This window comes from Streptomyces mexicanus (assembly GCF_902506575.1).
GTDB lineage: Bacteria > Actinomycetota > Actinomycetes > Streptomycetales > Streptomycetaceae > Streptomyces > Streptomyces mexicanus.
Window position 1 is genome coordinate 6,894,197 of sequence record NZ_LR732544.1, and the last position, 5,623, is coordinate 6,899,819.

The following is a 5,623-nucleotide window of genomic DNA, read 5'->3' on the forward strand; positions in this document are numbered from 1 at the left end:
GGCGACAGTCTGTGCGGGGGCGGGAACCGTTGAATCGATTCCAGCCACTTTCGAGGGGTGAGGAGCGTTCATGGCGTCCGGCTTTCCGACCGGCGCGTACTGATCGAAAGCATCGCAAACCCCCATGTCTTCTGCGTCGCCAGCAGTGTCTCCACATGTACACGCACTCGTGAGGGGATGTCCAGCATTGTCCTGCCGAGATTCCTGGTGTCAGAGGGGCGGGTGAGGGTTTGTCCGAACCTCTTGCCTATGACGGAAGTTGGCCGGAAACTGCCTGGGGTACCGGCCTGTTGCGGTCGACTTGGTTTGCTCCACGGAGCGTCACAGCGGTCGTGATGGGTACGTACTCGGAGAAGGCCAGGGGTGGTGGGAGCCATCCGGAACCTGGCGACGGACCCGGGCGTCCTATCCACCGACGACCGTGCCCCCATCCTCGCGTGACGGCGGCGGAGAGCAGAACGCGCGGCGGCAAAACGCCACGCTCCGCCACCCCACGCCACGCCCGTGCTCCGATAGACGCACGGGCGGGGCTGCCGCGGAAGCAGCTCCAGCTCGACCCGTACAGGGGCGCCCCGTGCCCGACCGCAGGGGTGTGATGCGCCAACAGGTATGCACAGTGAAGTGATCGACACATGGTGTGAGTGGCCCACGGTGTTGCCAGCGGTGCAACGGAAAGGAACGAGCGCTCATGCGCGAGATCCCCGGAAGGCGACGCAGGCTCTGGTCCCGGCGCGGTGACGCGACGTCCGAGCCGATCAGCGCGGCCCTGACCTTCGCGACCCGATGGCAGTGGCCGGTACTCCCCGGTGTGGCGCTCGATCCGCGGCGTCCGGACCGCTGCGGCTGCCCCGACCCGGACTGCACGGTGCCCGGTGCGCATCCCTTCGATCCCGGCCTGCTCGCGGCCACCACCGACGCCCGGATGGTGCGCTGGTGGTGGACCAACCGGCCGACCGCGCCGATCATCCTGGCCACCGGGGGCAGGGCGCCCTGCGCGGTGAGCCTGCCGGCGCTCCCCGCCGCCCGCGCCCTGCACGCACTCGACCGGCGCGGCATGCGGCTCGGCCCGGTGGTCGCCTCGCCCACCCGCTGGTCGATCCTCGTCCGGCCGTACTCCATGGAGCAGCTGGGCGAACTCCTCTACGCCAAGGACTTCGTGCCCGGCTCGCTCCGCTTCCACGGCGAGGGCGGCTACCTCGCCCTGCCTCCCTCGCAGACGGGCGCCGGACCGATCCGCTGGGAGCGCGCCCCGCTGCCCGGCTCCGCCTCGCCCTGGGTGCCCGGCGTGGAGGCCGTGGTCGACGCCGTGGTGGACGCCCTCACTCGTACGGGCGTGAGCGCGCCCGAGTTCTAGGGCGCCCGGGCGCGCCGGGGCCGGGCGCCCGTTGTGATCGTTATCGTCCCTTTCATGCTGCGTCATTCCGAGGAGCGCGAGAGCCGTCCCGAGACGTGCGCAAGCCGTTTCGGAGAACCCGGGAGCGGGCGGGAACAGGGACGGGGGAGCGGCCGGGAGCGCGGGTGCGCGGGCCGGCCGGCGCCGTCCCGTCGTCCGGATCCGCGGCGCGTCCGCCTGTACGCCCTGACGGCCGCCGTGGCAGGCGCCCTCGCCGTGCCGCTGGCCGTGGCCTCCGCGGGACAGGTCGGCGACCGGGGCGGCGCCGTACGTCCACCCGTGCACGGCGACGACAAGCTGCCCTCCGCCGATCCCGCGCTCCCCCGCTCCTCGCCCCGCGCCGGCGCGGGAAGCGCGGCCGGTGCCGGCCCACTCCTGCTCGGTCTGGGCCTGGCGACCGCCGCCCGCTGCGGCCCCGAGGTCTCCTCGCCCGACGGCGTCGAGGCGCAGACCTGTGTGCTGACCCAGGGCCCGGACACCTGGGCGCGCACCCACTACCGCAACGCGACCGGCGAGCACCTGGTCGCCGCGCTGACCCTGATGGGCCCGGGCGACCGCACCGTACGGACCCGGTGCTCCCTCGGCGGCGACGACGAGCCGGGAACCTGCGAGACACCCCGTGAGCACACCCGGGACGCGGCGGCGTACACGGCCGTGACGGAGTTCGCCCGCGCCGGTGGGGTCGGCCCGCTGCTGCTGCGCTCGGGCAGCAACTCACCTATGAAGAACGGCGGTTGACGGCAGCGCGTGGCAGGCGGTAGGTGCGCGGCTGCACGGAGTGAGAGGCCGCGCGCACGGAAAGGCCCGGTTGCTGGCGACGGGGGATGCACCAGCAACCGGGCTACTGGAACGGTAACAAGAGATCGCCGGTTCGCAAATTCGGCATCGGCTTTCCGGTCACCGGCGACGATGCCTTTCCGGTCACCGACTCGCCTGTCCCCAGCGGGAGTTGTGACTGGACTCACTCCTTCCGCCGGACGCCGACCGGCTGATCCGCCGGTCGGCGGGACCGCGGTCCGGCGGATCAGCTCAGCGTGACCTGGCGGTTCGTCAGGCCGCCGCGCGCACGGCGCTCGTCGGCGGTCAGCGGCGCCTCGGCGGCCAGCGCCTCGGCCAGCCGTTCGGCGAACTCGGCGGCCGGCTTCTCCACGTCCTGCGCGCCCATCTCGCTGGGCAGGTCCCACACGGGCACCGTCAGGCCGTGGGCGCGGAAGGAGCCGACGAGGCGGGTGCCCTCGCCGAGGCTGGAGCGGCCGGCCGCGTGCAGCCGCGCCAGGGCGTCCAGCAGCTGCTCCTCCGGGTGCGGCATGACCCACCGCAGGTGGTTCTTCTCCGGCGTCCGGCACCAGTACGCGGCCTCGACGCCCTGCAGGCGCACGGTCGGGATGGCCGCGGCGTTGGCCCGCTCCAGGGAGGCGGCGACCTCGGGAGTGGCGTTCTCCGCGTCCGGGACCCAGAACTCGAAGCCCGTGTGCACCACCGGCTCGAAGGGCGCCTGGAGGTCCAGCACGTCCTGCAGGCGGGGGCCGTCCGCCGGAGCGCGGCGGCCCTGCACCGGGGTGCCGGGCTCGGCCTGCAGGGCGCGCTGCAGGGTGTCCGCGAGGTCGCGGCTGATGTCACCGGAGGCGGTGTCGTTCTGCAGGCCGATCAGCACCGAGCCGTCGTCGCGGCGCAGCGCGGGCCAGGCCATCGGCAGCACGGTGGCGAGCGTGACCGACGGGACGCCCTCGGGCAGGCCCTCGCGGAGGGTCAGCTGCACCGTGGCGGCCGGGACCAGCTCGCGCAGCGCCACCCAGTCGCACTCCCCGGGCAGTCCCTCGAAGGGCCGCTGCACCAGCTCGGTCACCGCGTGCGCGGCGGCCCGGCCGTGGCAGGCCTTGTAACGCCGCCCGCTGCCACAGGGGCACGGTTCACGGGCGCCGACCACCGGGATCTCTCCGTCCGTCAGCTGCGGGCGCTTGGCCTTCGTCTGGGGTCGCTTCTTGGCCATCTGGGTGTCTCCCGGTTACGGCTCGTCTCGTACGGGCGCGAGCCTAGCCGTTCCCGCCGTCGGCACCGGGAAGCTGTGGACAAGGCGGCGGTTGTGGACAACATCCGAGGGGCGGGAGGCTGCTCATGCCCTCATGCCCTCATGCCCTCATGCCCTCACGCCCTCGCGACCGGTCGCGGTCCGCGCGATCTGGCGCGGTCCTGGGGACCGGTCAGCGTCATGGGGGCTGGCCGGCGTCCTGGGGACCGGTCAGCGTCATGAGGACCGGAGGAAGGCCGTGGGTCCGGCCAACGCCCCCGGAGACCGATCAAGGCGCTGGGATCAATCAAGATCCTCGAAGGCGTCCGCGAAGTCCAGTTCGGGCAGGGCCGCCACCGGTGGCGCGGTGATCCGGCTGGCGAAGTCGTCGCGGCGGTGGCCGGCGTCCGGGTCGTGCACGTCGTCGTGGACGACCACCCATACGGTGACCTCGCCGCGGACGTCGTCCCGGACCCCCCAGTCGTCGCAGAGCGCCGTGATGATGTTCAGCCCGCGGCCGCCGTGCGCGGTGACCGACGGCGTGGCCGGGGCCGGGCGGGTCGGCCCGCCGCCGTCCGTCACCTCGACGATCAGCCGGCCGCGCGCGTCCACCCGCCACGCGGCGCGGACGGCGCCGTCCCCGGCCGGTGCGCCGCCCAGTGGCCGGCCGTGCTTGCAGGCGTTGCTCAAAAGTTCGGAAAGGACGAGCACGGCGTCGTCGATGATCGATTCCGCCACGCCACCTCTGCGCAACTGATCGCGCATCCGGTGCCGTGCCTCCCCCACGCCCGCAGGGCCATGGGGCACGGCCATGCTCGACGACGTGGGCACCTCCTGTGCCACCACCAACGCCACCCCCGAGACCTCCTTCGCCCCACGCCACGGTGTGGATGCCCCATTGGCCTGAACCGGAAACCGCGCGTTGCCCGGCCGGTGACGCATTCGTCCCGGTCGAACACGCAGCGAACGCGCCGGAGCACTCCCCGTGACGCATCGGTCGCGCAGCAGTCCAGAGGATCAGCGATCAGTGGACCAGTGGACCAGCGATCGGCGGGCTCAGCGGCCGAGCCGGCGCAGGACCGCGCGCGGGCGGTTGGTGATGATGGCGTCGACGCCCAGCTCCACGCAGAGGTCGACGTCCTCGGGCTCGTTGACGGTCCACACGTGCACCTGGTGCCCGGCCTGCTTCAGCCGTTCGACGTAACCGGGGTGGCTGCGCAGGATCCGCAGGGAGGGCCCCGCGATCCGCACCCCCGCGGGCAGCCGCCCGTCGCGCAGCCGGGGGGAGACGAACTGCATGAGGTAGACCGTCGGCAGGGTCGGCGAGGCCGCCCGTACCCGGTGCAGCGAGCGGGCGGAGAAGCTCATCACGCGGACCGGCGACTGGTCGGCCGAGGCCGGAGCGTCCAGGCCGAAACGCTTCAGCAGCACAAGCAACCGCTCCTCGACCTGCCCGGCCCAGCGGGTGGGGTGCTTCGTCTCGATGGCCAGCTCCACCCGCCGTCCGGCGTCGGCGACGAGTTCCAGCAGCCGCTCGAGGGTCAGCACCGAGGTGTCCTCGGGGTCCTCCGGCCGTACCTCCCAGTCGGGCTCCTCGTCCCGGCTCCGCCAGAAGGCCCGCGTCCGCCCGGCACCGAAGTCCAGCGCGGCCAGGTCGGCCAGCTCCAGGGCCGACACCGCGCCGCGCCCGTTCGACGTACGGTTGACACGGCGGTCGTGCACGCACACCAGGTGCCCGTCCGCGGTCAGGCGTACGTCGCACTCGAGGGCGTCCGCGCCGTCCTCGATCGCCTTCCGGTAGGCGGCGAGCGTGTGCTCCGGGGCGGCCTCGGAGGCTCCCCGGTGGGCGACGACCTGGATGGGGTGCTGCCGTGCGTGGGTCACCGCGTCATGGTGCCACCGCGCTGGGGTGGCCGTGGTGACGGACGGGCGTCGATAATGTGTCCGTTTCATCTGTGATGACCTGTATGAGAATGACATCTTTGCAGAATGGCAACCGGCCCACAGCCACCGCTTATGGTGCTCTGACGGCCGGTGGGAAAAGCTGACGGCATACACATGCACAGCTGGAGCACGCCGGGGTCGTCACCGCGCAGGAACGAGCGTGACCGGGTGCGACCGACAACAACAGCCGTGGATCGAGGAGAAGAGCTGTGAGCACCGAGAACGAGGGCACCGAGGTACCCCCGGCCCCGTCCGCACCTCCCGTGCCGGTGGATTCC

General features: G+C 72.5%; 5 protein-coding genes and 1 pseudogene. 2 read left to right on the top strand and 4 right to left on the bottom strand.

The features are described from left to right. A pseudogene (locus tag GV126_RS36865) lies at window positions 1–188 on the bottom strand (phosphatase); the annotation flags it as partial. A gap of 500 nt (window positions 189–688) precedes the next feature. Between GV126_RS36865 and GV126_RS30795 the strand changes: the two are divergent. Next, window positions 689–1,354 carry a bifunctional DNA primase/polymerase gene (locus GV126_RS30795; protein WP_159672774.1) on the top strand — a complete coding sequence of 222 codons (666 nt, stop codon included), beginning with the start codon at window positions 689–691 and terminating at the stop codon, window positions 1,352–1,354. Window positions 1,355–1,591: 237 nt separating this feature from the next. Next, entirely contained in the window at window positions 1,592–2,131 is a 540-nt protein-coding gene (locus tag GV126_RS30800; RefSeq protein WP_236570191.1) for a hypothetical protein, read from the top strand. 286 nt (window positions 2,132–2,417) lie between these two features. Here the strand turns inward: GV126_RS30800 and GV126_RS30805 are convergent, their stop codons facing one another. The 3 genes from GV126_RS30805 to GV126_RS30815 all read right to left on the bottom strand — a co-directional run bounded on the left by GV126_RS30805 (window position 2,418) and on the right by GV126_RS30815 (window position 5,285). Further along, window positions 2,418–3,383: a DUF5926 family protein gene (locus GV126_RS30805; protein WP_159672776.1), complete on the bottom strand. Its 966-nt coding sequence runs from the start codon at window positions 3,381–3,383 to the stop codon at window positions 2,418–2,420. Between the two features lie 321 nt (window positions 3,384–3,704). Beyond that, window positions 3,705–4,343: an ATP-binding protein gene (locus GV126_RS30810; RefSeq protein WP_159672778.1), complete on the bottom strand. Its 639-nt coding sequence runs from the start codon at window positions 4,341–4,343 to the stop codon at window positions 3,705–3,707. A 114-nt stretch (window positions 4,344–4,457) separates the two neighbouring features. After that, window positions 4,458–5,285 carry a glycerophosphodiester phosphodiesterase gene (locus tag GV126_RS30815; RefSeq protein WP_159672780.1) on the bottom strand — a complete coding sequence of 276 codons (828 nt, stop codon included), beginning with the start codon at window positions 5,283–5,285 and terminating at the stop codon, window positions 4,458–4,460. Window positions 5,286–5,623 lie beyond the last annotated feature (338 nt).